Consider the following 23,338-nt stretch of genomic DNA (forward strand, 5'->3'; position numbering starts at 1 on the left):
CTTAGGGCAGACGCTGGCGCGTCTGCCATAGCTCCACCGCGCTGAGTTGCGAGCGGGTGCGGGCGGCGTTGCCCGCGCTCGACAGGATGCGCGGCTCGCGGTCGGGCGATCCGTCCTGTTGAGCGCGCGACCGGCGCGATTCGTCCTGTCGGGCGGAGTAGGTGCGTGGCACCGTGTTCGTCATTCGGGCCGGATGGGGCGCGCGGCGCAACCTCGCCGCGCGAATCCGGCTCAGCCGGGGCTCAGCCCTGGCGCGCCAGCAGCGAGTCGAGTTCCTCGGGCGTCGACGGGGGAGCGATGAGGAAGCCCTGCGCGCGGTCGCAGTGCAGTTCGCGGGCGTGCTCGAGGTGCTCCGCGCTCTCCACGCCCTCGGCCACGACGCGCAGGCCGCGGTGCAGGGCGTTATCGACGATCTCGGTGAGCTGCGGTTCGACGTCGCGCTGCACGAGCGACTTGTCGAGCTTCACCTCGGTGGCGGGCAGGGTGCGCAGCTGGTCGATGGTGGAGTGCCCGGTGCCGAAGTCGTCGACCGAGATGCCGACGCCGAGCGACGAGAGCGCCTCGAGGCTGGCCCGGGTGGTCACGCTCGTCTCGACCGGGCTGGACTCGGTGATCTCGAGCGTGAGGTGGTGCGGGTCGAACGACACGGCCAGCAGCGTTTCGGCGACGAGCTCGACGAACGCCGACTGTTCGAGCTGCAGCGCGGAGACGTTCACCGACACGTCGAGTTCGAAACCGCGGCGGTGCCACGCCTCCGCCTGGCCGGCGCCGGCCTTGAGCATAAAGGCGCCGAGCGCGTGGATCAGGCCGTTTTCCTCGGCGAGCGGGATGAAGTGATTCGGCGCGAGAAGGCCGCGGTGCGGGTGTACCCAGCGGCAGAGGGCTTCGACGCCGACGACGTGTCCGCTGTGCACGTCGATCTGCGGCTGGAAGTAGGCGACGATCTCACCGCGGTCGACGGCGCCGGAGAGCTCGTCGAGCAATCGCGCGTCCTCAGTCGAATGGTGCAATCGACAGTCCCCCGGTAACCGCGGAAGCTCCGCTCCACACAGCGTGCACCACGGTCGCCCCCGGGTCAAACTCGACGGGCAACTCACAGAAAGAGAAAGACTGTCAAGCCCTGACTAGGCTTTGGTAACCCGGTTCCGCGCGATTAGCCTGAACGAGCCGACGGCGGGGTTGCCGGTTGCGCGCCGCCAACCCAGAGGACCCGAGACGATGACACCCGCTGCCACCCTCGCCACCGTCGAGCGCCGCAATAACGTGCGCGTCCTCGGGAATCCGGCCGGACGCCCGATGGTGTTCGCCCACGGCTTCGGCTGCAGCCAGGAGATGTGGCGACTCGTCGCCCCCGCATTCGCCGCCGACTACCGCGTCGTGCTCTACGACCACACCGGCGAGGGCGGCTCCGACCTCTCGGAATACGATCCCGCCAAGTACGACAGTCTTGACGGCTACGCCGACGACATCCTCGACATCGTCGCGGCCTACGAGCTCGAGGACGTCGTCTTCGTCGGCCACTCCGTGAGCGGCATGATGGGTGTGCTGGCGAGCCTGCGCGCGCCCGAGAGCTTCGGCGCGCTGATCCTCGTCAGTCCGTCACCGCGCTACATCAACGACGGCGACTACATCGGCGGTTTCGAGAAGGCCGACATCGACGGCCTCCTCGACTCCCTCGACGCCAACTACCTCGGCTGGTCGGCGACGATGGCGCCGGTGATCATGGGCAACCCCGAACGGCCCGAGCTCTCCGACGAGCTGAACGCCCAGTTCTGCGCGACCGACCCCGTCGTGGCACGCCAGTTCGCCCGCGTCACCTTCCTCTCCGACAACCGGGACGATCTCGCCGACGTGACGACGCCCGCGCTCGTGCTGCAGTGCGCCGACGACCTGATCGCGCCGGTCACCGTCGGCCAGTACGTGCACGCCGAAATCGCCGGCAGCACGCTCGTGATGCTCCCTGCGACCGGCCACGTGCCCCACCTCTCGGCACCCGACCAGGTGATCACGGCCATCCAGGAGTACCTGGCGTGAGCGACGACTGGGAAGACCTCTACCGACAAGCACCATGCGGACTCTTCACGAGTGACGACGACGGATCGATCGTTCGCGTCAATGCGACGCTGCTCGACTGGCTGGGGCTCAGGGAGTCCGACGTGGTCGGCCGCTCGTTCCGCGATTTCCTCGACACCGGCAGCCAGCTGTTCTACGAGACCCGCTACCTGCCGGCGCTGCGGCTGCGCGGCGAGGTCAAGGAGGTCGCGCTCACGCTCGCCCTCCCCGACGGAGGCCGGCTGCCCACCCTCATCAATTCCGCCGTGACGCTCGGCGACGACGGCGAGGTCGCGCGCGTCAGCAGCGCGCTCTTCGACGTGAGCGAGCGGCAGGACTACGAGCTCGACCTGCTCACGGCACGGCGCTCGGCCGAGGCGTCCGAGGGCCGACTGCGGCTGCTGCGGGACTCCGCGACCGCATTCGCCGCCAGCGCCGAGGAGGACGACGTGGCCGAAGCGCTCGTCACCGCCGCCCGGGCCTCCTATCTCGCACGTTTCGTCGCCGTCTACCTCGCCGACGACGACGGCAGCCTCCGCTTGGCGGCGGGGGAGTCCCCGGTCGACGAGATCCTCCCCGACGACGCGAACCGACCGCAGTGGCGGGCCTTCGAGAGCGGCGAACGGCTGGGCATCGTGGTGGGCGACGAGGGCGAGGATGCCGCGAGCCTGGCGTTACGCGCGGCGCGGTTGACCGAGCTGGTCGCCCTTCCCCTCCTCGACGATTCCGGGCCGATCGGGTCGCTCGTCTGCTTCTTCCCGCGCACCCGCTCGCTCACCGACGACGACGACGAAGTGCTCGCCGCCGTCATGCGGCAGGCGGCGACGGTGCTCGCCCGCGTGCGCCTACAGCGCGAACTCGCCCGGCTCGCCCTGCACGACCAGCTCACCGGGCTCGGCAACCGCGTGCTGCTCGAGATCCGCATGCGCGAGTCGCTCGCCGCGGCCCGCCGTCAGGAACGCGCCCTCGCCCTCATCGTGCTCGACCTCGACGGGTTCAAGGCGATCAACGACCGCTTCGGCCACGCCGCCGGAGACGACGTGCTCGTCGGGGTGGCGGAGCGGTTGCGCGCCAGCGTGCGGGCGGGCGACGTCATCGGACGCTTCGGCGGCGACGAGTTCGTGATCATCTGCGCCGACGCCGACGAGGAAGCCGCAGAGATCGTGGCTAAGCGTGTCGTCGCGGCGATCGAGAATTCCCCCGAGGGGAAGCAGCACCTCGCGGTCACCGCGAGCGTCGGGGTCGCCGTCTACCTCGCCGGCTCGGTACACCCGGCGACGGGCGACGACATCTTCACCGCGGCGGACTCGGCGATGTACCTGTCGAAGTCGCTCGGCAAGAACCGCGTGACGGTCGCCCGGGTCTAGCCCCGGTCGTCCGCGACCGGCGGGGTCGACGCGCGCAGTCCCGCGCGGATGTCGCGCAGCAGCTGCGTGGCAGACGGCCTCTGCGCGGCGTCGCGCCGCGTCATCCGGCCGATCAGGCCCGCCCACGGCTCGGGAACGCTCGCCGGAATCGGCGGATCCTCGCTGCGCCGCAACAGGGCCGAGTCCATCGCGTTGCCGGGGAACGCCCGGGTGCGGGTGAAGCACTCGAGCATCACGAGGCCGAGCGAGTAGATGTCGGTGGCCGGCGTGAGCTGTTCGTTGAAGGTCTGCTCGGGGCTGAGGTAGGCGGCGGTGCCGAGGGTAGCGGCGTCCGCGTCGCTGACCGTGTCGGCCTTGATCGCGATGCCGAAGTCGGTGAGGCGGGCGCGCACGCGCGACGAGGCGGTGCCGTAGTCGGTGAGCATGATGTTGGCCGGCGAGATGTCCCGGTGGATGACGCCGCGAGAGTGCACGTACTCCAGCGCCTCGGCGACCTCGAAGCCGATCTCGGCGATCTCCCGCGCGCTGAGCTCGCGCTCGGCGACCGTGCGGCGGACGGTGCTACCGTGCACGAATTCCATGACGAGGAAGGGGCGGATGTCGTCGGGCGACGACCGGTCGATGCCGACGTCGGAGATCGACACGACCCCGTGGTGGTTGAGACTCGCGAGAACACGCACCTCGTCGCGGAACTGGTCCATGTTGGCCTTGTCGCCCGCGGCGAAGAGTTTGATCGCGACATCCCGTTTCAAGATCTCATCACGGCCGCGGTAGACGAGGGCGGCCCCGCCGCGCGCGAGCAGCTGCAACGGCTGGTACCGCTCGCTCAGCAGCGGCGCATCCAGTTCCGGCTTCTCTTCGGCCGTCGTCACGGTGTCGTCCCCCATGTTGTCGATTCTAGAGACAAGTGGTCAGGGTGCCAGCCGTAGAATCACGAGTGCTATGGATGGGACCCCGCTCACGGCCGCGCCGCGGCTCTCGATCCACCGTCCCCTCGTCGGGCCGGTGCAGGTCTTCCTGCCCTACGGTGACGGAGATTCCACCCGCGAGTGGTTCCGCGCCGTGACGAACGCCCCGGCGATGAAGCTGCGCTGGGAACACTCCGCGCCCGCGCACTGGGTGGTCGGCCGCGACCGCTTGGTCACCGTCGCCTTCGCGATCGTCGAGAAGTACGGCTACGTCGACCTGCACATGGACTACCGGCTGAGCGAGAAGTGCGGGCAGAAGTGCATGTCGTCCGTGAACCCGAACTGCACCTGCTCCTGCCTCGGCGCGACGCACGGCGGTGCCAGCCGGCTCAACTTCCTGCCGATCGCCGAGGTGGTCGGGCTCACCGGCACCACCGTGCAGACCCTGCGCACACTCACGCGCTGACGACCCGTGCAGGCGACTTTCGAGGAATGAACCGGGTTCACCCAGCCCGGGGGAGTAGGACTGTGACCAGAGACCGAGAGGAGCCGCCGTGCTCGCCGTGAACGTAGACCACCCCGGTGGGCCCGAGGTGCTCGTCTGGCGTGAGACGGATCCCCCGGTCGCCGGCCCCCGCGACGTCGTCATCGACGTGCACACCGCGGGCGTCAACAATGCCGACCTGCTGCAGAGGCGAGGCCACTATCGGGTGCCGCCCGAGGCATCCACGATTCTGGGCCTCGAGGTATCGGGCATCGTCAGCGCCGTCGGCGACGAGGTTCACGAGTGGAGCGTGGGCGACCGGGTCTGCGCGCTGCTCGCCGGCGGCGGCTACGCGGAGCAGGCCGTCGTCTCGGCCGCTCTGGTTCTGCCCGTTCCCGAGCGGGTGAGTCTGACGGATGCCGCGGCTCTTCCCGAGGCCGTGTGCACGGTGTTCTCGAACCTGGCCATGACCGCGAACCTCGGGCATGGGCAGACCCTGCTGGTGCACGGCGGGGGCAGCGGAATCGGCACGATGGCGATCCAGTGGGCGAAGGCGATCGGCGCCCGGGTGATCGTGACCGCGGGCAGCGAGGACAAGCTGCGGCGCTGCTGGGACCTCGGAGCCGACGTGGGGATCAACTACCGCGAGCAGGATTTCGTGGCGGAGACGCTGCGGGCCACCGAGGGTCGCGGCGCCGACGCCGTGCTCGACATCGTCGGGGCGGACTACCTGGCTCGCAACATCGAGTCGCTCGCGCCCGACGGGCACCTCGTGGTGATCGGCAGCACGGGCGGGTCGGCCGAACCGGTGCTCGACCTCGGCGCGCTCATGGCCAAGCGCGCCAGCGTGTCGGCGACGACGCTGCGGGCGCGCCCGCACGAGCAGAAGGCGGCGATCGTGCGCGCCGTGCGTGACTCGGTCTGGCCGCTGATCGAGGCCGGACGCATCGCGCCCGTCGTCGACGACCTGATCCCGATGGACCGCGCGGTCGAGGCGCACCGACTGCTCGAGAGCGGCCACACCTTCGGCAAGGTGCTGCTCAGCCGGCCCGCTCACTGACGCGCCTCAGATCAGAACGCCCTGATCCGCCCACCGTAGAACGCGGAGCGCTCGGAGGGTGTTCCAGCGGCTGGGGCGCCCCGGCCCCTCGTCGAGGTCGGAGGTCTGGCCGGTCTCCTGCGCGTAGCTGAGCGGCCAGCGCCCGTCCGCGTGCCGGCGCGCGCGCACGAACTCGACCGCCTCCTCCATGCGCGGGTCGACGTCGGCGCCCGCCGCGCGGAAGTAGTCGAGGCCGCGCAGAACGTCGTAGTGCCAGCGCGGCGGGAACGAGAAGCGCGTCCAGCCCCTGTCGATCAGCTCGCCCGTCGACAGGGACCGCAGCAGCCGGCGTTCGAGCAGGTACTCCTCGCCGCGGGCGACAGCCTCGGCGATGCCGTTCACGGCTCCGCCGGCGCGCTCGTATTCGCGCAGGCCCTCGAGCGCGCAGATCGTGCTGTGGAACGACGAGCGGTCGCTGTCGGGCAGGTAGCAGTTCCACCCGCCGTCGGCGAGCTGCTCGTCGACGAAGCGCTGCGCGATGTCGTCGCTCGGCTCGCCGAAGTAGCTGCCGGCCGCGAGCACGCGCCCGTTGATGCACGCCTCGACTTCGCCGTCGAAGAACTGTTTCGCGCCGAACTCCTCGTCCCAGCGCACCCGGTCGCGGGTGAGGGCGACCGACCGGGCGACGGCTGCGCTCGCCGGGTCGGGCTGCAGCAGGTACAGGGTCTGCAGCGCAATGACGTTGTGCCGCCAGTGGTCCGCGGGGGAGTCGCCGCCCCAGTTGCCGTCGGGCCGCTGCTCGGCGAGGAGCGCGGCGCCCTGGCCCTCGGTCGCGATGCGCGCGCGTTCGGCGGCGACCGCCTCGGGACGCGCGTCTACGAGATCGCGCAGCACCTGATGCCGCACCGCGGGGTCGCCGTCGAGGAGCCAGGTGATCACCGCCGCGTCGCTGCTCATGGACACCGAGGGTAGGGCCGACGCGCCCGCCCGGCAAGGGGCCGGACTCCGCGGCATTCTGAACGGACAAGGGCCCGGGCGTCGACCCGGGCCCTTGTCGTGCGACGGTTAGCGTGCGGCCAGCGTGGTCAGGATCTGCGCCGTCGTGCCCGTCTCGCCGAGCGCCGGGAAGACGCGCGTCGTGCTGCCGGTCTGCGCCTCTTCGCTCATGTCCGTCATCGCGTCGGTCGCGAGCGTCACGTGGAAGCCGAGGTCGTAGGCCTGGCGGGCCGTCGACTCGACGCCGAAGCTCGTCGCGATGCCGGCGACGACAACCTGCGTCACGCCGAGGTCGCGCAAGGTCTCGGCGAGCCCGGTGCCGATGAACGCGCCCCAGGTGCTTTTCGTGACCAAGATGTCGCCGGGTTTCGGCCCGAGCTCCGGCACGATCTCGGTGAAGCCGTCGGGCTGCGGGCGCGCCGGCCGCGCGTAGTCGTTACGTCCCGGCTGGCCGCCGTCGAGCGCGGCCAACACGACCGGAAGCCCGGCCGCGCGGAAGGCGTCGGCCAACGACGCGGTCGCGGCGACGATCTCGCCGATCGGGCGGATCAGCATGGGATTGCCGACGAGCCCCTTCTGCAGGTCGATCACGACGAGCGCGGTCTGGGGGTCGAGTGTGGTGATGGGCATTGCTCTCCTTGTACAGGGGTCGGATGACGCGCTAGTTGTCGAACGTGACCATGACCTTGTCCGCGGCGCCGGGGGTGGCCGCGACCCGCAGTGCCTCGTCGACGTCGTCGAAGGCGAAGGTGTCGCTCACGATGAGCGCGTACTTCTCCCAGTTCGCGATGATGTCCTGCGTCACCTCGAAGATCTCGGTGGGGTAGCCCATCGAGAGCAGGATCGTCACCTCGCTGCCGAGCAGGTCGCCGAAGTCGACGGGCAGCGGCTTCTTGTGCACCGCGACGATGCCGAGCTTGGCGCCGTGCTTCGCGGCGCCGAGCGCGGTCTCGACGACGCTCGGCGCGCCGGCCGCGTCGAGGAAGATGTCGGTGGCGGGCTTGGCCTTGCCCCGGCGCGAGGGACCCGCGCCGTGGATCTCGATCAGGCGGGCGACGACGTCTTCCTCCGCCGAGTTGATCACCGCGTCGGCTCCGACCGCGAGGGCCTTCTCGAGCCGTGACGGGATGATGTCGACGACGACCACGCTGGCGGCTCCGAGCGACTTGTAGCCGATCGTGGCGCCGAGGCCGATCGGGCCGGCACCGAAGACGACGACGAGGTCTCCGACCTTCGGTTCGGTGCGGTTGACGGCGTGACGGGCGACCGCCATCGGCTCGTTGAGCGCGGCGACCGCGAACGGGATGTGCTTCGGCACGATCGCGACGCTCGTACCGACCACGGCGTCCTCGATCAGCAGGAAGTCGGCGAGGGCGCCGGTCGTGCCGCCGCTGCCGATGATGCCGCTCGGCGCCACCATCGGGTTGACCACGACGTGGTCGCCGAGCTCGATGCCCGACACCTCGCTGCCGACCTCGACGACCTCGCCGGCCGGCTCGTGGCCGAGCGGTGTGCGTCCCTCGAGCCCGGGCAGCCCGCCGATGGCGATGTACATGTTGTCCGAGCCGCAGATGCCGCAGGCACGCATTTTCAGCAGGATGTCGCGGGGCCCGACACTCGGCGTGGGGACCTCGACGACCGCTGTCTGACCGGGCGCGGTGACCATTGCGAGGCGCATCAGGCGACCGACCATCCGCCGTCGGAGGGCAGGATGACGCCGTTGACGTTCACACCATCGTCGCTCAGCAGGAAGGTGATCGACGCCGCGAGGGCCTCGGCCTCCGCCGCGTCGGGCAGGATCGCCATGGCGCCGCGCACCCGCTCGGCGCCGAGCGCCGACGCGAAGGTCGCCTCGATGTTGGTGATGGTGGGTCCGGGGGCGACCGCGTTGACGCGGATGCCGCTCGGTCCGTACATAAACGCGCTGCTCTTGGTGAGGCCGGCGACCGCGTGCTTCGACGCGGTGTAGGCGACACCGGCGGCGGAACCGCGCAGGGCGGCCTCGGAGGCGACGTTGACGATCGAGCCCTTGCCCTGGGCGAGCATGGCCGGGATGACGGCGCGGGACAGCTTCATCGTGCCGGTGACGTTGATCGCGAAGACGCGGTTCCAGACGGCGTCGGTGACCTCGCCGACCGGGGTCATGTCGTCCATGATGCCCGCGACGTTGGCGAGCGCGTCGATGCGGTCGCCCGCGGCGGCGACGATCGCGGCGATCGACTCGTCGCTCGTGATGTCCCCGGTGACGGCGACGACGCCGGTCGGGAACTCGGCGACGAGCTCGTCGAGGCGCTCCTGCGAGATGTCGACGGCGATGACGCGGCCGCCCTCGCGGGCGACGCGGGAGGCGGTGGCGCGGCCGATGCCGGAGCCGGCGCCGGTGACGATGACGGTCTGGCCCGAGAAGCGGCCGCCGTCGATGCGCTCGACCCATTCGGGACGCTCGACGGTGTCGGCCTGCTCGACGTCGGCCGCGGCATCCGCCACGACCTCGGTGTCGCTGCTGGCCGGCACGTCGCCGGCGGCGGCGCGGGCGACGAGGTCGGCGACCATCTGCTCGGTGAATGCGCCCTTGCTCAGCTTGATGAGGCGGCGCAGGGCGAGGCGGCTGACGGGGCGCAGGGCCTCGGGGGTCTGGCCGCCGGTGGCGAGCATTTCGCGGATGAGCTGCCCGCCGACGGGGTGTTCGATCCACTTCGCGATCGAGGTGTCGCCGGTGAGCGGCTGGGGTGATGAAGCCATGGTCTTCCTAACTCTGGGGGTGGTGAGCGCGGGCGGCGGACGGCCGGAGCCGACAACCGGACAACGTTGTCCGGAGTAGGCTACACCCATGACCTCCACGCCGAAACCCAACCGCGGTCCGAGCGCGGGGCCCGGCAACCGCCGGGCCCTCATCGCCGCCGCCCGGGAGGTTTTCACCTCGGACGGCTACGCCGCTCCGCTGAGCGCGGTGGCCCGTCGCGCGGGCGTCGGACAGGGGAGCCTCTACCGGCATTTCCCGACCCGGGTGGCGCTCGCCGTCGCCGTGTTCGACGAGAACATCAGCGAGCTCGAGAACGTCGCGCGGCGCCCCGAGACGAGCCTCGACGACCTGCTCGAGCGCATCATCGAGCAGGCGGTCGTGTCGACCGCGCTCATCGACCTGGTCAGCGGGGAGCGCGCCGACCCGTGGGTGCGGCACCTCGAGACGCGAATCACCTCGGTCGTGTCGCAGACGATCGACCGCGAGAAAGAGGCCGGGCGCATCAACGCCTCGGTCGCGGTCGACGACGTGCTGCTCGCGATCTCGATGCTCGCGGGGCTCGTCGCGCGCACCCCCGCCGAGGAGCGCAACGCCGTCGCCCACCGGGCGTGGTCGCTGCTGCACCGCACGTTCGCGCCGTAACCCCTTCGCGGTCGCGGGCACGGGGGCGTACCCTGTGCGCATGACCGAGATCCCCGCCGCCGCTGATCAGTCGGGCACCGCCCGGTCGTCTGCCAGCGCTCAGCCGTCGTCCACCGTTCAGCCGTCCACTGCCGATAGGGTCGGTGCTGCCGTCGGCCGTGCCGCGGGAACGGTGGCGCGCGGCACCCGCGAGACGATCCGCCGTAACCCGACCGCCGACCGGGTCTACCGCACCGGGGTCGGCGTCGTCGGCGGCGGAGCCGTGGCGCTCGGGGTCGTGATGATCCCGCTGCCCGGTCCGGGTGCGCTCGTCGCGCTGGGCGGACTCGGCATCCTGTCGACGGAGTTCGAAGGGGCCAAGAAGGTGAGCCGTCGGGCGAACTCGGTGGCGAAGAAGGGTTTCGACGCCGCAAAGGCCGCCCGCGCGCGGCGCAAGAGCTCGCGCGAAGGTGACACGTCGGAGTAAGTTCGCCCGCGGCATCCATCGCCCCTCGAATGTCGGTGGCGGATGACAGTATGACCTCACTTGATGGCGGCACCGAAAGAGTTGAAAATGGTTCGGTCGGCCCGACGATTCGGCACACCGCTGTCCCCGCATCACATCACCGTCCGGAGAACTCCATGCTCGGCAAACTCCTCTTCCGTTACCTGAAGCCCTACCGCTGGCAGCTGGCCGGCGTGCTCGTCTTCCAGTTCGCGGCCGCGCTGGCCTCGCTCTACCTGCCGACGCTCAACGGCGACATCATCGACAGGGGCGTCGCGACCGGCGACACCGGCTACATCTGGTCCACCGGCGTGCTGATGCTCGTCATCTCGCTCGGCCAGATCACCGCATCGGTCATCGCCACCTACTTCGCCGCCCGCGCCGCGATGCAAGCCGGCCGCGACATCCGCAACGACGTCTTCGAGAAGGTGAGCGCGTTCTCCGAGCGCGAGGTCACGCACTTCGGCGCCGGGTCGCTGATCACCCGCAACACGAACGACGTGACGCAGGTGCAGATGCTCGCGATGATGGGCGCCACGATGCTCGTCTCCGCGCCGCTGCTGGCGATCGGCGGAATCATCATGGCGCTGCGCCAGGACCTCGGCCTCAGCTGGATCATCGCCGTGGTGGTACCGGTTCTGCTGCTGCTCGTCGGCATCATCATCTCGCGCATGGTGCCGCTGTTCCGCACCTTCCAGACCCGCCTCGACGCCGTCAACCGCATCATGCGCGAGCAGCTCACGGGTATCCGCGTGGTGCGCGCGTTCGTGCGCGAGCCGATCGAAGAGAAGCGGTTCGGCGCCGCCAACACAGACATCATGGATGTCGGACGCCGGGTCGGTTCGCTCTTCGTGCTGCTCTTCCCGCTGGCCATGCTCGTGCTCAACATCACCGTGGTCGGTGTCATCTGGTTCGGCGGCATCCGGGTCGACAACGGCGACATCGAGATCGGCACCCTGTTCGCCTTTATGCAGTACATCGGGCTGATCCTCGGCGGAGTGCTGATGGCGAGTTTCATGACGATCATGATCCCGCGAGCCGCCGTCTCGGCCGAGCGGGTCAGCGCCGTGCTGGCGAGCGACACCACCCTCGTGCGCCCGTCCGAGCCGGTCACCGAGTTCCCCACGCCCGGCACGGTCGAGTTCCGCGACGCGGGGTTCATCTACCCGGGCGCCGAGAAGGGCGTGCTCGGCGGCATCTCGTTTGCGGCCGAGCGTGGCGAGACCGTCGCCATCGTCGGCTCCACCGGCGCCGGCAAGACCACCCTCGTCTCGCTCATCCCGCGCCTCTTCGACGTCACGAGCGGCTCCGTGCTCGTCGGCGGCGTCGACGTGCGCCACGTCGAGCTCGACCTGCTCTGGACCGGCATCGGACTTGTACCGCAGCGCCCGTTCCTGTTCACCGGAACCGTCGCGTCGAACCTCCGGTTCGGCCGCGAAGACGCCACGGACGACGAGCTCTGGCGCGCGCTCGAGATCGCGCAGGGGCGTGACTTCGTCGAAGAGATGGACGGGCAGCTCGAGGCGCGCATCGCCCAGGGCGGCACGAACGTGTCGGGCGGCCAGCGGCAGCGGCTCGCGATCGCGCGTGCGATCGTGCACCGTCCCGCCATCCTCGTCTTCGACGACTCGTTCTCCGCCCTCGACCTCACCACCGACGCCCGGTTGCGGCAGGCGCTCTGGCGTGAGCTGCCCGAGGTGACCAAGATCGTCGTCGCGCAGCGCGTCTCGACCATCACCGACGCCGACCGCATCGTCGTTCTCGACGACGGCGCGATGGTCGGCATCGGCACGCACGACGAACTGCTGCTCTCGAGCGACACCTACCGCGAAATCGTCGAATCCCAGCTGGGAATGGAGACCCGCGCATGACCGCCAACACCCCGGCACCAGAGCTCAGCGAAGACGAGAAGCGCGAGCTCGAACTCGCCGAGAAGGCGCGCATCGCGTCGGACTCCTGGGACAGCGTCGCGCCCGGCAAGGCGGCGAACTTCGGTGCGAGCTTCAAGCGGCTCATCGGCCTGCTGCGCCCGCACGCGTTCGCGTTCGCCTTCGTGTCGCTGCTCGGCACCATCAGCGTCGTGCTCACCGTGGCCGCGCCGCGCGTGCTCGGCGAGGCGACCAACATCATCTTCGAGGGCTTCATCTCCGCCCAGCTGCCGCCCGGCGTCAGCAAGGCCGACGCCGTCGAGCAGCTACGCGCGGCCGGGCAGGACGACCTCGCCACGATGGTCGGTGCCATGCAGATCAACCCCGGCGAGGGCGTCGACTTCGGGCGACTGACCCAGGTGCTCGTGCTGGTGCTCGCGCTCTACATCGTCGCTTCCGTGCTCAGCTGGCTGCAGGGCTACGTGATCAACGTGATCATGGTGCGCACGATGTGGCGCCTGCGCGAGTCGGTCGAGGCGAAAATCAACCGCATGCCGCTGTCGCACTTCGACAAGGTGCAGCGCGGCGACCTCCTCAGTCGGGTGACCAACGACATCGACAACATCACGCAGATGATGCAGCAGTCGCTGTCGGGCGCGCTCACCGCCGTTCTCACCGTGGTCGGCGTGCTCATCATGATGTTCTCGATCTCGTGGCAGCTCGCCCTGGTCGCGCTGGTCAGCCTGCCGCTCATGGCCGTGATCTTCGGCATCATCGGCCCGAAGTCGCAGAAGGCGTTCGGCATCCAGTGGCGCAAGATGGGGCTGCTCAACGCTCGCGTCGAGGAGTCGTTCTCGGGTCACGCCCTCGTCAAGGTCTTCGGTCGCGAGCAGGACTCGCACGATAAGTTCAAGGCCGAGAACGAGGAGCTCTACCGGGCCAGCTTCAAGGCCCAGTTCCTGTCGGGCATGATCATGCCGGGCATGATGTTCATCGGGAACCTGTCGTTCGTCGGCATCGCGGTGCTCGGCGGTCTTATGGTCGCGAGCGGCCAGTTGCGTCTCGGCGACGTGCAGGCATTCATCCAGTACTCGCAGCAGTTCACCCAGCCGCTCTCCGAGCTCGGCGGCATGGCGGCCGTCGTGCAGTCGGGAACCGCCTCGGCGGAGCGCGTCTTCGAACTGCTCGACAGCGAGGAGCAGGAGCCCGACGCCGCCGACGCCCCGGCCCCCGTGGACGGCGACGGCACGATCGTGTTCGAGAACGTGGCGTTCTCGTACACGCCCGAGCACCCGCTGATCCGCGACCTGTCGTTCTCGGTGAAGCCCGGGCAGACGGTCGCGATCGTCGGTCCGACCGGCGCGGGAAAGACCACCCTCGTCAACCTCATCATGCGGTTCTACGAGCTGAACGGCGGGCGCATCCTGCTCGACGGCCAGAACATCGCCGACCTGCGCCGCCGCGACGTGCGCGCCCGCACCGGCATGGTGCTGCAGGATCCGTGGCTGTTCGCCGGCACGATCCGCGAGAACATCCGCTACGGGCGGCAGGATGCTACCGACGAGGACGTGCTCGAGGCGGCCCGCGCCACCTACGTCGACCGCTTCGTGCACTCGCTGCCCGACGGCTACGACACGATGCTCGACGAGGAGGCGTCCAACGTCTCCGCCGGCGAGAAGCAGCTCATCACCATTGCGCGCGCATTCGTCGCCCAGCCCTCGGTGCTCATCCTCGACGAGGCGACCTCGTCGGTCGACACCCGCACCGAGTTGCTGTTGCAGCACGGCATGGCGGCGCTCCGTCAGGGACGCACCTCGTTCGTGATCGCGCATCGGTTGTCGACGATCCGCGACGCCGACCTCATCCTCGTCATGGAGGCAGGCGACATCGTGGAGCAGGGCACGCACGAGCAGTTGATCAAGGGCGAGGGCGCCTACTACCGCCTCTACAACTCGCAGTTCGAGGGAGCTACCGACATCGACGCGGAGTTCGCGGCGACCGCGGGCGACTTCGAGCCGGAGCCGGAGCCCGAGCCCGTCACCGAGAAGTAGCTAGTCGCCGCGCAGTAGCTATCGCCGCGCAGTGGCTCCTCGCCGGGCGCGCGCATCGGTGTCCTGCCCCGCGCCCGCGCCCTGTGGCGCCGTTGTCCGCGGCATGCGGCAAACAGATGTGCGAAAACGCTATGCCACCCCAGCGTGGCATAGCGAATTCGGACAATCCGTTGGCGGGGCGACATCCGTCACTCCGCCAGGATCGGGCTGGTGAAGGCGGCCGCGGTCTGCGTAGCGATCAGCGCCCGACGCGTGCACCCATGGCGTCGGCGATCACCGCGAAGTCGGCCGCCGGAATGGTGAACAGTCCGCGGCGGAACGGCATGCCCCAGTGCTGCTTGTCGGTCACGAAGCTCAGCAGCGGCACGAGCGGCTTGGCGTCCGCCGGAGTCGACTCCTCGTACTCGACGTCGAGGCGCCACGGGCGGAAGTCGTCGCTGACCACGGCCTGGTACGACTCGGTGCCGGTCACCACTCCGAGCGCGGTGAACTGCTGCACCGGGGTGCCGCCCTGCAAGGAGGTGCGGGGAGAGTAGAACACCATGTGGTCGCCCGCGGCCATGTTCCGCAGGCGGGTGTTCGCGCCGTGGTCCGACTGGGTGAATCCGCCGCGGACGGCCGTCTCCACGTGGTCGAGGCTGACCGTGTCGATCCAGTACCGGGGCTCAGGCGCGGTCATGCAGGGTGATCCGGTAGCCGTCGGGGTCGACGAGCGTGAAGGTCAGGCCGAACGGGCCGTCGACCGGGGGCGACGCGATCTCGACTCCGGCGTCGACGAGGGCGTCGTGGATGGCGCGGGCCTCCGTCGCGTGCAGCCAGAGTGCCACGCCCGCCCCCACCTGCGAGACGGCGTCGAGGTCGGTGCCCGGCGCGATCTCGCGCACGGCGAACGGCGCGGGAGAGGTCGCGAAGACAACGGCGTGCGGCGGAGAGAACGACGCGCGCACGAGACCGAGGTAGCGCTCGTAGAACTGCGCCGAGCCCTCGAGGTCGCGCACCTGCAGGGAAATGAAATCGGGTCCGGTGACCGGCATGGTGTCCTCCTTGATTGCATGTCAGTTAGTTGACATACATGAACTGTATGTCAGACTACTGACATGAGTCAAGACGGCATTCACCTCGACACGTCGCTCGGGTACCTGCTGAAGGAGGCGTCGAGCGCGCTCCGCACCTCGATGGAGGCGGTGCTCCGACCGCTCGGGATGACCATCACCCACTACTCGTGTCTCGAGCTGCTCGCCCAGCGGCCCGGCCTGTCGAACTCCGAGCTCGCCCGCGGCGCGTTCGTCACCCGGCAGTCGATGAACGTGCTGCTGCAGTCGTTGGAGGCCGAGGGACTCGTCTCGCGCGCCAGCACCGCCGAGTCGGGTCGCGTGCTCCCGACTGAGCTCACCGCGGCGGGACGCCGGCAGCTGGCCGTCGCCAGCGCCGCGGTCAGGTCGGTCGAGGACACCATGCGCTCGGGCCTCGACGCCGACGAGCAGGCTCAGCTGCGCCGCCTGTTGGCGAGCTGTATCTCGTCGCTCGGCTGAGGCGTCGGCCGCGGCATCCTGTCTGCTCTGGTGTGGGGCGACTGCGGCGCGGCGCGCACGGGCAGTCGTCCGGCACCACCGCAGACCCGGGGGATCAGTCGCGAGACAGCGCCGCGGCGTAGTGAGCCTCCACGTCGACGTACACGTCGTCGGCGATGTCGAACACCACCTTATGGATCGTGCCGTTGCTGAACTCGAAGCGCGACCCCACGTACCGCGTCGACACCGCGTCGCCGCTGTCGTAGCCGATGCACAGGCCCTCGCCGCAGAGCGAGAAGTGCCCGAGCACGGTGCGGATCTCCGCTTCGCCCGCGAGGTTCTCGTCGACGTACAGCTTGAGCGGGCCGATTCCCTCGCGGAACTCGCCCATCCGCTGCTTGGTGAACTCGACCCCGAGGATGTGGCGTCCCGAGGTCGGCACCGGGGCGGAGATGAGGTTCTCCGGCGGGATGCCGAGGAAGTTGTAGACGTAGTGCACGCGGCCGTCCTTGATGAAGAGCGCGTGGCCGCCGAACCTCGACCCGTGCGCGAAGATCACGCCCTCGGTCTGGCTGGTCAGGTCGACGTCGGCAAGCACCTTGTAGGAGACACCGTGCGTGTTGGCGGCCGACCGCTCGGGCACCTCGGACGTGCCGGGGTAGTAGGTGTACTGCCCGCTCGGCGGCACGGGCACCTTGAACTCCATGCCGACGAAGGTCTCGAAGTCCTTCGCGTTGCCGATGATCTGCAGGTCGTTGAGGGGCAGCACGTGGTTGGCCTCGGCCTCCGCGAACCAGAGTTCCTTCAGCTCCTCGACCTTCTCCGGGTGCTGGTCCGACAGATCGACGGCCTCGGCCCGGTCCACGTCGGTGTGGAACAGCTGCCACTTGTCGTCGTCGAACCGCCCGCGGCCGGCCATGGGGCCGTGCTCGGTCACCGCCTTCCAGCCGTCGTGCCAGATGCCGCGGTTGCCGAGCATCTCGAAGTACTGCGTGTGCTTCTCGGTCGGAGCCCCCGCGGAGTCGAAGCTGTACCGCATCGATACCCCGGCCAGCGGGTTCTGTTCGACCCCGTTGTAGGTCGCGGGCATCTGCACGCCGCACGCGTCGAGGATGGTCGGCACGATGTCGGTCGAGTGGTGGTACTGGTTGCGAACCTCGCCCCGCGACGCGATCCCGGCCGGCCAGTGGATGACGAGCGGGTCGCACACACCGCCCTGGTAGACGTAGCGCTTGAACATCCGGTACGGGGTCGAGAACGCCGCCGCCCAGCCGGTGGGGTAGTGGTTGTAGGTGTCGGGGCTGCCGAGCTGGTCGACCATGGTGAGGTTCTGCGCGAGGTCGTCGGGGTAACCGCCGAAGATCTTCCCCTCGTTGACCGACCCGTTCAGGCTGCCCTCTCCCGACGCCCCGTTGTCGGCGCAGTAGAAGATGATCGTGTTGTCGAGCTGTCCCGATTCCTCGAGGTAGTCGACGATGCGGCCCACCTGTGCGTCGGTGTACTCCGAGAAGCCCGCATAGACCTCGGCCATGCGCGAGAACATCGCCCTCTCCTCGGCGTTCAGCTCGGCCCACGGCCGCACGGTGTCGGTCGGGTTGAACGTGCCGTCGGGCATCGGGTTCAGCTCGGTGAGCTGGGTTCCTTCGGGCAGGATGCCGCGTTCGATCATGCGCGGAAGGACCCACTCGCGGTACGCCTCATAGCCGTCATCGAAGGCGCCCTTGTACTTGTCGATGTACTCCTGCGGGGCGTGGTGCGGGGCGTGGTTCGCCCCGGGGCAGAACCAGAGGTACCAGGGCTTGTCCGGTTCGGTCTGCTTCGAGTCGCGGATCATGCGCAGCGCCTGGTCGGCGAGGTCCTTCGACAGGTGGTACCCGTCGTCCGGCAGGTAGGGCTGGTCGATGTAGCGGTTGTCCTCGGCGAGCGAGGGGAACCAGTTGTTGGTCTCGCCGCCGATAAACCCGTAGAAGCGGTCGTAGCCCTGGGCGAGCGGCCAGTTCTTCTTCGAGGAGCCCGCGGTCCACTCGTCGATCGGCACGTTGTGGTTCTTGCCGACCCAGAAAGTGCTCCACCCGGCATCCCGCAGAATATTGGCCATCGTGGCGTTCTCGGGCGGGATATGTGAGTTGTAGCCCGGGAATCCGGTGGACGACTCGGAGATCGTCGCGAAACCGTTGGAGTGGTGGTTGCGCCCGGTGAGGAAGGTGGAGCGCGTCGGCGAACACAGCGCGGTCGTGTGCCACTGCGAGTAGGTGAGGCCGCCGGCGGCGAGACGGTCCATCGTCGGCATCTGTATGCGGCCGCCGAACGGCGACCAGGCGGCCTGCCCGGTGTCGTCGTAGAGCACGACCAGCACGTTCGGCGCGCCCTGCGGCGGCTTCGGCGGGATGAACGCCTCCCAGTCGGGGACCGAGTCCCTCACGTCCAGTTTGATGTGTCCTGTGAATTCGGCCACGGTCGTGCTCCCATCAGAGTCGGTGTGCTCCGACGGTAGGCAGGGCGAGCGGCCCGTCGATTCACCCGGGGAGGGCGACCGGCGGGCCGCGGGTGGTCACCCCACGAAGTCACTCCCGTTCCACACCGCGTCGAGTCGGGTCGCGAAGGCGCTCGACGCGATGCGGTCGGGAGTGTAGAGCAGGGCGAGTTCGTCGCCCAGGGTGCTGACCCCGGCCACGAGGCCGCCCGGCGCGACGAGTCGCGCCCAGGCGTAGTCGCCCCGCCCGGTCGGGGCGACAGCGATACGTGTCGCCGAGAACGGGGTCGGGGCGAGCACGGTTTCGATCGGCAGCACGGAGATGTCGCCGAGCGCCCGCTCCACGAACACTCCGCCGGCCTCGTCCCAGACGAGTCCGGTCCAGGCGAGCTTCGGGGCGTCGGGGGTGCCGTCGGCCACGCGCACGCCGAGCCGGTAGCCCGCGGTCGCATCCGTCGCGGCCCGACCGAGGATCACCGGGTCGTTCTCCGGGTCGACGGTCGCGACCGAGGGCGCGATCCAGACCTCGCGGCCCAGGAACGGCAACGGCGAGGTGACCAGCCCGCCGGGACCGGGCAGCGCCGGCGGCGTCCAGAGCGGCAGCAGCCCGCCCGCGGCCCGCACGCCGGCGAGAGCGGCGGCGAGCGAGGGTGCGAGATCCTGCCGCACACCGACCGCGAGGGGCACGCCCGCCCCGGCCTCGCCCTCGGGCCGCTGGTTGGGGATCGAGGTGAGGTGCATCGGCGGCACCTCGCCGCCGGCCACCGCGAGGGTCGTCTCGGTGGCGAGGCCGAGGGCCGAACCGAGCATCGCGGTGCGCATCTCGTCCTCACCGAGGGTCGAGAGCAGGTTGAAGTACCCGCCCACCTCGGTGATGTTGAGCGGCGCGGGCACCCGCGAGGGGATCACGTCGCCCTGGGTGGCGAGCCGGCGCAGCAGCATCGCCTGCGCCTGCTGGATTTCGGGGCTCGCCGCCCCGCGGATCACGTCCGTGAGAGCGAGCAGCAGGGCGTCGCCCGCTGCGCTGTCGGTGGTGGTCATGGTCGTCGTCCTTTTCTGTCGGAGATCTCTGTCGGTCTCAGTAGGTGAACTTCACGTCGGCCCGGCGCAGCGCCGGATAGTCGCCGGGAGCTCCGGCCAGCACCCCGCCCTCCGCGGCGCTCGCCGTGATGCCGAGCGTGGCGAGGTGCGCGATGACCGCGGCCGCCCGGTCTTTCGCGAGGGTGGCGTTGTGCGCGGGTGTGCCCTCGGGCGAGGCGTACCCGCGCACGACGGCGCCGGTCGCGTTCGCCGTCTTGGCCGCGGTCGCCGCGGCGGTCAGCGCCGGAAGTTCGGTGCTCGCGGGTGCGACGTTCAGCGACGCGCTGTTCAGTTTGAAATGAACGGATGCCGCGGCCGGCCCCGCCGGCGGCGTGGGGTTCGGCGTGGGAGTGGGGGTCGGCGTCGGGGTCGGTGTGGGCGTCGGAGTCGGCTTCGGTTCCTCCTTCTTCTCGCCCTTCTTGTCGCCGGTGTAGATCGACGCGGAGGTCTCCATCGCCTTCACGGCCAGCTGGGTCGCCGAGGCGAGGGCGTCCTTGCGGGCAGCCTCCGCCGTGTCGAGTGTCTTGCCGGTGAGGGTGCCGAGGTTGCCGGCGTTGGTCAGCGCGGCGACGTCGAAGCTCTTCTGCTGGCTCGCCGCGGCCACGAGGGCCGAGGCGAGCGAGCTGTCGGCCGTGACGGGGTTCATGTTGAAGTTCTGGATCTGCGGCGTGAGCGACCCGAGCGTCGACGGCGCCGTGAGCCCTGCCGCGAGCGGTGTGGTCGGCATCGAGACCGTGCCGATCTCGGTGGCCTCGTCACCGGGGCTGTCCTGCCAGTTCCAGAACCGGGTGAGGTCGATCTTCTCGGCCGAGGTGCAATGGCCGAGCACCGCCTCGCCGAGCACGCCCTTCGTCGGCAGCGCGATGCGCGACCGCGGGCCGTCGAATCCGTCGGTGTGGAAACGGGTGAGGGCGTCCTGGATCGTCGCCGTCGTGAGCTTCGGGGTGCCGTCCTCGTTCTCGCCCATCCGAGCGGTCATCTCGGCCGGGATCTGGAAGGGCAGCACGATCGAGTTGCCGTAGTAGCCGAGCACGTTGTTCGTGACGCAGGAGAGCAGCGGCACGGGATCGCGCTCGGCGCCGTTCTCGTCGGGCGGCAGGGTGATCTCGTAGCGTTCGAGCATGACTGTGCGTTCCTCGGGCGTGATCGAAGCGAACACCGCGATGCTGCAGGTCATCGTGTTGCGCGTGACCCACTGCAGCGTCTTGTCGATCTCGAGAACCGAGGCGTAGCTCAGAACCGGCGGGATCGTGCGGGCGGCCACGGGGTAGACCCCGGTCGGCAGTTCGACGCCGTCGAGGGTCGATGCCGACAACTGGCCGGCGCCCGGCAGCATCGCCGCGAACGAGGCGACCTCGGGCCCGCCGAGTTCGCGTTCGAGCCGGTCGACCGAGTACGAGCGGCTCACCGACGGCGATGCCTTCACCGCGCCGACCAGGGCGTCGGTCAGCGGCCCGGAGAGCAGCGCCCCGAGATTGCCGAGGTCGGAGACGATCGGGGGTGCGAAGGTGTAGTCGAGCCGGCGGAACCGGCGGGTCAGTTCGAAACCGACGATGTCCTGCCGCGCGAACGCGGGCGGCAGCGAGACGGACGCCGTGAACTTCGCGAAGCCGGAACCGCCGCGGTGCTGTCGGAGCGAACCGAATAGCTGCTCCTCGCTGTGGAAGGCGGCGGCGGCGCTCGGAAGGGCATACGCGGAGTCGCCGCTGAGCTTGACCGGTCCGACCCGCAGTCCGCGCTTGCCCACGACCGTCACCCAGAGGTCTTCGAACGGCAGAACCGTGGAGGAGAGCTCGACGTTGACGATGTCCTGCGCGGGCGCCGTCGAACTGCCGACGGTCGACGCCGGGTCGGCGGCGAAGTCGGCGATGAGGGCGAGTCCGCGACGGTGGCGGGCGGGCACGACGCGGTTCAGGATGTCGGCGTGGCCGAGGAGCCGCTCGAAGCGGTCGAGCACCTGGCCGCGGGTCGACGGCGCGACGGTGAGTTGCGCGGGCTGGCCCGCGGGCAGGAACCGCACGACGTCGAGCGGTACCATGCAGACGAGGTTGACGCCCTCGGCCACCGTGGAGACGTCGAACAGGCGCTGCACCTCCCAGTACTGCATGGTGAGGGCGCGCGTCTTGTTGTGGTTCGTGATCACCTTCGTGACGATGTCGTTGGTCTCGCTCGCGGTGGCGAGGCGCATTGCCGTGCGGGACGAGCTGCGCCGTGCTGCCGCCTGGCGATTCACCGACGAGTGGGTGCGCTGTGCGACATCCGACGTGGAATTGCGGGCTCCGCTCATCCAGGTGGCCGTGTTGCCGGAGGCGCTCGACGTGCCGAAGCTCGTGGAGACGCCGCCGGCGGCGCAGCCGAACGGGAAGATTCCGCCGCCGCCCGCCGCGGCGGCCACCGAGAACGAGCTCGCCTCGGAGTCGTAGTGCGAGCCGCCGGACGCCACCTCGTTGAAGGCCGAGGCGAACGTGGCGGTGGCGGAGGTGTCGTCGCGCTCGGCGAAGCTCATCGACTCGCTGGTGTCGAGGCGTTCGGTCTCGATCACGCTCGTCGACGAGGTGCGTTCCATCACGGCGATGCGTTGCTGCTCGCCGGGTGCGAGGGGCAGCGAGTAGACGAGGTCGCCGAGCGCGAGGCCGAGCGGCGTCCAGCGCTGCGCCATCGTGACGACGTAGCCGATGGCGAGCGAGCCGGCGATCGGCACCCCGCCGAACGGACGGTCGGCCGCGATGCCCGTGCGGAACGCGTCGACGCTGATCGGCCGGTCGACGGGCACGCGCTGCGTGAGCCGGAACCGCACCTGGTCGAGCCCGCCGGCGAGGGTCGCCGCGGGGGAGTAGGGGCCGTAGTAGTTGAGATCGAACCCGCGGCCGCGGCCGAAGCCGAAGCGCACCGACGGCTGGCTGAGCGCCGGGTCGGTGAGCCGGAACAGCACGCCGTAGGGAAACCGGTCGGAGGACTGGTCCTTGGCGAACACGATCTGACAGTCGTTCTCGCCGATCGCCAAGGCCGGCGCGGCGAGCTGCTCGTCGGCCGTGCCGGTGCCCGCCTCGTCGACGACCGCGCGCAGCGACTCGATGACCCCGAGCGGCAGCGGTGTGACCGGCTGCGGCAGGCGAATCGGCGGCAGCACTCCGCTGGGCTGCAGGTCGGCCAGCGCTGTCGCGAGAGTGCGGACGCCGTCGCCCGAGGTCACGCGCAGACCCGCGACCGCCGCCGCCCGGCGCGCGGACTGGGGGATGGGCAGCACGAAACTGCCGTCGTCCGCGGTGATCGCGCTGGCGAGCCGCGCGTCGGCGGTCGTCGCGGCATCCGTGATCAGGCTCACCTGCACCCGGCTCGCCGGCGTGTCGTCGGGCTGGTCGAGGCGGCCGAAGACCTGGGGCGGCGACTGTTCGCCGGGCGGGGCGAGCGTGGCCATCGTGCTGACCAGGTCGTCGAGGGCGTCGAACATGCGCTGGTCGTTCTGCGACTGCAGCTCGACGAACTGCTTCGCGAGGTCGTTCGTGACCTCGTCGTCGCTCGCGGTCCAGATGGGCGAATCTGCGCTGATCGCCCACGGCAGCGCGAGCTGCAGCTCCTCTGCGCGCTGTCCGTCGGCGTTCGCCCCGTTGGTTCTGCTCGAGAATGGCATGGCTCCTCC

At 69.8% G+C, this 23,338-nt stretch carries 21 protein-coding genes; 9 read left to right on the top strand and 12 right to left on the bottom strand.

The window, feature by feature from the left end:
* Nucleotide 1: 1 nt before the first annotated feature.
* Together HD599_RS01635 and HD599_RS01640 are read right to left on the bottom strand one after the other, a co-directional pair.
* Nucleotides 2–184 (bottom strand): hypothetical protein, encoded by a 183-nt coding sequence (locus HD599_RS01635; RefSeq protein WP_184233042.1) that lies wholly within the window; start codon nucleotides 182–184, stop codon nucleotides 2–4.
* Between the two features lie 58 nt (nucleotides 185–242).
* Entirely contained in the window at nucleotides 243–1,010 is a 768-nt protein-coding gene (locus HD599_RS01640; RefSeq protein WP_184233044.1) for an EAL domain-containing protein, read from the bottom strand.
* Between the two features lie 208 nt (nucleotides 1,011–1,218).
* Here HD599_RS01640 and HD599_RS01645 point away from each other — a divergent pair, with 208 nt between their 5' ends.
* Nucleotides 1,219–2,034: an alpha/beta fold hydrolase gene (locus HD599_RS01645; protein ID WP_184233046.1), complete on the top strand. Its 816-nt coding sequence runs from the start codon at nucleotides 1,219–1,221 to the stop codon at nucleotides 2,032–2,034.
* Nucleotides 2,031–3,419: a diguanylate cyclase gene (locus tag HD599_RS18250; protein ID WP_184233048.1), complete on the top strand. Its 1,389-nt coding sequence runs from the start codon at nucleotides 2,031–2,033 to the stop codon at nucleotides 3,417–3,419. The genes HD599_RS01645 and HD599_RS18250 overlap by 4 nt, the downstream gene beginning before the upstream one ends.
* On the opposite strand, the gene HD599_RS01655 is transcribed toward HD599_RS18250, so the two are convergent.
* The gene (locus HD599_RS01655; protein ID WP_184233050.1) at nucleotides 3,416–4,306 is read right to left on the bottom strand and encodes a serine/threonine-protein kinase; all 891 of its coding nucleotides are present in this window, start codon (nucleotides 4,304–4,306) and stop codon (nucleotides 3,416–3,418) included. The two genes, HD599_RS18250 and HD599_RS01655, sit on opposite strands and share 4 nt — an antisense overlap.
* Nucleotides 4,307–4,361: 55 nt before the next feature.
* On the opposite strand from HD599_RS01655, the gene HD599_RS01660 reads away from it, so the two are divergent.
* Nucleotides 4,362–4,793: a hypothetical protein gene (locus HD599_RS01660; protein ID WP_184233052.1), complete on the top strand. Its 432-nt coding sequence runs from the start codon at nucleotides 4,362–4,364 to the stop codon at nucleotides 4,791–4,793.
* 88 nt (nucleotides 4,794–4,881) lie between these two features.
* A complete protein-coding gene (locus HD599_RS01665) occupies nucleotides 4,882–5,871 on the top strand; it encodes a zinc-binding dehydrogenase (RefSeq protein ID WP_184233053.1) in 990 nt (329 codons plus the stop codon).
* A 6-nt stretch (nucleotides 5,872–5,877) separates the two neighbouring features.
* Here HD599_RS01665 and HD599_RS01670 read toward each other — a convergent pair whose 3' ends face one another.
* From HD599_RS01670 to HD599_RS01685, 4 genes are all read right to left on the bottom strand, one after another.
* A complete protein-coding gene (locus HD599_RS01670; RefSeq protein ID WP_184233055.1) occupies nucleotides 5,878–6,807 on the bottom strand; it encodes a hypothetical protein in 930 nt (309 codons plus the stop codon).
* Nucleotides 6,808–6,915: 108 nt separating this feature from the next.
* Entirely contained in the window at nucleotides 6,916–7,476 is a 561-nt protein-coding gene (locus HD599_RS01675) for a cysteine hydrolase family protein (protein ID WP_184233057.1), read from the bottom strand.
* Between the two features lie 31 nt (nucleotides 7,477–7,507).
* Nucleotides 7,508–8,524, bottom strand: a complete 1,017-nt coding sequence (locus HD599_RS01680; RefSeq protein WP_184233059.1) for a zinc-dependent alcohol dehydrogenase — start codon at nucleotides 8,522–8,524, stop codon at nucleotides 7,508–7,510.
* Complete coding sequence (locus HD599_RS01685) at nucleotides 8,524–9,588, bottom strand: SDR family NAD(P)-dependent oxidoreductase (RefSeq protein ID WP_184233061.1); 1,065 nt, start codon at nucleotides 9,586–9,588, stop codon at nucleotides 8,524–8,526. The genes HD599_RS01680 and HD599_RS01685 overlap by 1 nt, the downstream gene beginning before the upstream one ends.
* A gap of 88 nt (nucleotides 9,589–9,676) precedes the next feature.
* Here HD599_RS01685 and HD599_RS01690 point away from each other — a divergent pair, with 88 nt between their 5' ends.
* The 4 genes from HD599_RS01690 (at nucleotide 9,677) to HD599_RS01705 (ending at nucleotide 14,634) form a co-directional block, all read left to right on the top strand.
* The gene (locus tag HD599_RS01690; protein ID WP_184233063.1) at nucleotides 9,677–10,231 is read left to right on the top strand and encodes a TetR/AcrR family transcriptional regulator; all 555 of its coding nucleotides are present in this window, start codon (nucleotides 9,677–9,679) and stop codon (nucleotides 10,229–10,231) included.
* Between the two features lie 40 nt (nucleotides 10,232–10,271).
* Entirely contained in the window at nucleotides 10,272–10,697 is a 426-nt protein-coding gene (locus HD599_RS01695) for a PGPGW domain-containing protein (RefSeq protein ID WP_184233065.1), read from the top strand.
* A 155-nt stretch (nucleotides 10,698–10,852) separates the two neighbouring features.
* Nucleotides 10,853–12,586: an ABC transporter ATP-binding protein gene (locus tag HD599_RS01700; RefSeq protein ID WP_184233067.1), complete on the top strand. Its 1,734-nt coding sequence runs from the start codon at nucleotides 10,853–10,855 to the stop codon at nucleotides 12,584–12,586.
* Complete coding sequence (locus tag HD599_RS01705) at nucleotides 12,583–14,634, top strand: ABC transporter ATP-binding protein (RefSeq protein ID WP_184233069.1); 2,052 nt, start codon at nucleotides 12,583–12,585, stop codon at nucleotides 14,632–14,634. Before HD599_RS01700 ends, HD599_RS01705 begins: the two co-directional genes overlap by 4 nt.
* 238 nt (nucleotides 14,635–14,872) lie before the next feature.
* Here HD599_RS01705 and HD599_RS01710 read toward each other — a convergent pair whose 3' ends face one another.
* Both HD599_RS01710 and HD599_RS01715 read right to left on the bottom strand, forming a co-directional pair.
* Entirely contained in the window at nucleotides 14,873–15,313 is a 441-nt protein-coding gene (locus HD599_RS01710) for an EVE domain-containing protein (protein ID WP_184233071.1), read from the bottom strand.
* The gene (locus tag HD599_RS01715; RefSeq protein ID WP_184233073.1) at nucleotides 15,300–15,668 is read right to left on the bottom strand and encodes a VOC family protein; all 369 of its coding nucleotides are present in this window, start codon (nucleotides 15,666–15,668) and stop codon (nucleotides 15,300–15,302) included. Before HD599_RS01715 ends, HD599_RS01710 begins: the two co-directional genes overlap by 14 nt.
* Before the next feature lie 63 nt (nucleotides 15,669–15,731).
* On the opposite strand from HD599_RS01715, the gene HD599_RS01720 reads away from it, so the two are divergent.
* Nucleotides 15,732–16,166 carry a MarR family winged helix-turn-helix transcriptional regulator gene (locus tag HD599_RS01720; RefSeq protein WP_184233075.1) on the top strand — a complete coding sequence of 145 codons (435 nt, stop codon included), beginning with the start codon at nucleotides 15,732–15,734 and terminating at the stop codon, nucleotides 16,164–16,166.
* Nucleotides 16,167–16,260: 94 nt separating this feature from the next.
* On the opposite strand, the gene HD599_RS01725 is transcribed toward HD599_RS01720, so the two are convergent.
* From HD599_RS01725 to HD599_RS01735, 3 genes are all read right to left on the bottom strand, one after another.
* On the bottom strand, nucleotides 16,261–18,600 hold the full coding sequence (locus tag HD599_RS01725; RefSeq protein WP_184233077.1) for a sulfatase-like hydrolase/transferase: 2,340 nt from the start codon (nucleotides 18,598–18,600) through the stop codon (nucleotides 16,261–16,263).
* A gap of 96 nt (nucleotides 18,601–18,696) precedes the next feature.
* Complete coding sequence (locus HD599_RS01730) at nucleotides 18,697–19,659, bottom strand: hypothetical protein (protein ID WP_184233079.1); 963 nt, start codon at nucleotides 19,657–19,659, stop codon at nucleotides 18,697–18,699.
* Between the two features lie 37 nt (nucleotides 19,660–19,696).
* The gene (locus tag HD599_RS01735) at nucleotides 19,697–23,329 is read right to left on the bottom strand and encodes an OmpA family protein (protein ID WP_184240699.1); all 3,633 of its coding nucleotides are present in this window, start codon (nucleotides 23,327–23,329) and stop codon (nucleotides 19,697–19,699) included.
* Nucleotides 23,330–23,338: the final 9 nt, after the last annotated feature.

The organism is Conyzicola lurida (genome assembly GCF_014204935.1).
Taxonomy (GTDB): domain Bacteria; phylum Actinomycetota; class Actinomycetes; order Actinomycetales; family Microbacteriaceae; genus Conyzicola; species Conyzicola lurida.